A 2663-nucleotide genomic window follows, 5' to 3' on the forward strand; every position below is an offset into this window, starting at 1 on the left:
GCCGCGATCGGCAAGGTGAAAGCGGCCACCGACAAGCCGTTCGGGGTGAACCTCCGCGCCGACGCCGGCGACGCCGGCGACCGGGTGGACCTGATGATCCGCGAGGGCGTGAAGGTGGCGTCGTTCGCCTTGGCACCCAAGCCGGAGCTCATCGCGAAGCTGAAAGAGGCCGGCGCGGTGGTGATCCCGTCGGTCGGTGCAGCCAAACACGCCAAAAAGGTGGCGTCCTGGGGCGTCGACGCGGTGATCGTGCAGGGCGGCGAGGGCGGCGGGCACACCGGCCCGGTGGCCACCACCCTGCTGCTGCCGTCGGTGCTCGACGCGGTCGCCGGCACCGATGTGCAGGTGATCGCCGCCGGCGGCTTCTTCGACGGCCGCGGGCTGGCGGCGGCGCTGAGCTACGGGGCGACCGGCGTGGCGATGGGCACCCGGTTCCTGCTGACTTCGGATTCGACCGTGCCCGACTCGGTGAAACGACGCTACCTGGCCGCCGGGCTGGACGGCACCGTCGTCTCCACCCGGGTGGACGGCATGCCGCACCGGGTGCTGCGCACCGAGCTGGTCAACAAGCTGGAGAGTGGCTCGCGGGCACGGGGTTTCACCGCGGCGATCCGCAACGCGGCCAAGTTCAAGAAGATGTCGCAGATGAGCTGGCGGTCGATGATCCACGACGGGCTGCAGATGCGGCACGGCAAGGAGCTGACCTGGTCGCAGGTGGTGATGGCGGCCAACACCCCGATGCTGCTCAAGGCCGGCCTGGTGGAGGGCAACACCGAGGCCGGGGTGCTGGCCTCGGGCCAGGTGGCCGGCGTCCTGGACGACCTGCCGTCGTGCCAGGAGTTGATCGAGTCGATCGTGACGGAATCAGTCGAGCATTTGCAGGCTGCGGCGGCGCTGGTTCGGTAGCACCGGCCTAACAACACCCAGCCCCGAGTGGCGCTGGCGACGCACCGTCAGATCACCACTCGGCGAGGCAGCCAGCCGGCGGCACGCATCGCTCGCTCGGTACGGGCGGCAATGGTCCCCGGGTGGTCGCGCAGCAGCGTCGAGCTGACCCGGATGATGTGCCACCCGGCCTCGGCGAGGTCGTGCAGGCGGTTGATGTCACGCTCGAACTGCTCGGGGTCGACGAAGTGCTGCGGGCCGTCGTACTCGACGCCCACCCGCAACTCCCGGTAGCCCATGTCCACCCGCCCGATGAACCGCCCGCCGTCGTCGAGCACGACGATCTGGGTCTCCGGTGCCGGCAGGCCGAAGTCGATGAGCACCAACCGGGTGCGGGTCTCCTGCGGTGACTCGGCACCACCGTCGACTAAGGGCAGCACCCGTCGCAGGCGCGCAAGGCTGCGGGCGCCGGGGTGCTCGGCGATGACCGCCTCGACCCTCGCCGCGTCGACACCGGTGACCCTGGCGAGCGCGTCGAGGCGCTGCACCGCCAGCAGGCGGGACTCGGTCCGTCGGCCGATGTCGAAGGCGGTCCGCGCGGGGGCGGTTGCCGATATGCCGGCGACGGTGACAATCTCCGGCGGCGACAGCCTGTCGCGATACACCCGCAGCAACGGCGGGCAGCTGTGGTTGGAATGCACCAGCTCAGCCGGCAGCGACGGGTCCAGCCACTTCGCCCGGTGCAGCGCGGCCGCGGAGGATCCCACCGCAATGCCGCGCCGGCGTGACCACAGCCATGCCGCCACCGCGCGGTGTCGCGCGGTGAACTTCTGCTTACCCAGCCCTTTCGGTATCCAGACGCCCGGGTATACGGCGACGTAGCGCCTGCGCAGAGCGCGCTCGGTCAACGCTCCCGCGGCCAGCGCCTCGGCGCCCAGAAAGGGCCAATGCGGTCCGCCGGCATCGCTCCCGCGCATGCCGGCAGCTTGCCAACTCCCCGGTTACTTCGCCGCCGCCGATCCACAGGTCGCCGAGCGGCGATTTGACGACGGCAAACGGTCCGGACCTGTCGAGAAATCACCACTCGGCCGATGAGCGGCTACAGCCGCTCGATGATGGTGACGTTGGCGGTGCCACCGCCCTCGCACATCGTCTGCAGCCCGTAGCGGCCGCCGGTACGCTCCAACTCGCCCAGCAGGGTGGCGAACAGCTTGGCCCCGGTGGCGCCCAGCGGGTGGCCGAGCGCGATCGCGCCGCCGTTCGGGTTGACCTTCGCCGGGTCGGCCTTGGTCTCCTTGAGCCAGGCCAGCACCACCGGCGCGAACGCCTCGTTGATCTCGACGGCGTCGATGTCGTCGATGGACAGCCCACTTTTCTCCAGCGCGTACTCGGTGGCCGGGATCGGGCCGGTGAGCATGAACACCGGGTCGTCGCCGCGGGCGCTGATGTGGTGGATGCGGGCCCGCGGCTTCAGCCCGTGCCGCTGCACCGCGGCCTCGGAGGCCAGCAGGGTGGCGCTGGCGCCGTCGGAGATCTGGCTGGCCAGCGCGGCGGTGAGCCGCCCGCCCTCGACCAGTGGCTTGAGCCCGGCCATCTTCTCCAGGCTGGACTCCCGCGGACCCTCGTCGACGCGGAACTGGCCGCCGTCGAGCGGGATCGAGACGATCTCGTTGTCGAAGTGACCGCCGCGGATGGCGGCGAACGCCCGCTGATGGCTCTGCAAGGCGAAGTGCTCCATCTCCTCGCGGGAGATGTCCCACTTCTCGGCGATCATCTCC

General features: G+C 70.6%; 2 protein-coding genes and 1 pseudogene. 1 reads left to right on the top strand and 2 read right to left on the bottom strand.

The genetic code is table 11. The features are described from left to right. Positions 1-906 (top strand): (3aS,4S,5R,7aS)-5-hydroxy-7a-methyl-1-oxo-octahydro-1H-indene-4-carboxyl-CoA dehydrogenase (gene ipdC, locus AC2VNT_RS13575; RefSeq protein WP_486947360.1); only part of this gene is annotated, 906 nt, incomplete at its 5' end. Positions 907-953: 47 nt separating this feature from the next. Here the strand turns inward: ipdC and AC2VNT_RS13580 are convergent. Together AC2VNT_RS13580 and fadA6 are read right to left on the bottom strand one after the other, a co-directional pair. Beyond that, a complete protein-coding gene (locus AC2VNT_RS13580) occupies positions 954-1862 on the bottom strand; it encodes an endonuclease domain-containing protein (protein WP_486947361.1) in 909 nt (302 codons plus the stop codon). Between the two features lie 122 nt (positions 1863-1984). Then, positions 1985-2663 (bottom strand): annotated as a pseudogene (gene fadA6, locus AC2VNT_RS13585) (steroid 3-ketoacyl-CoA thiolase FadA6); the annotation flags it as partial.

Source organism: Mycobacterium sp. TH-M15, from assembly GCF_057473705.1.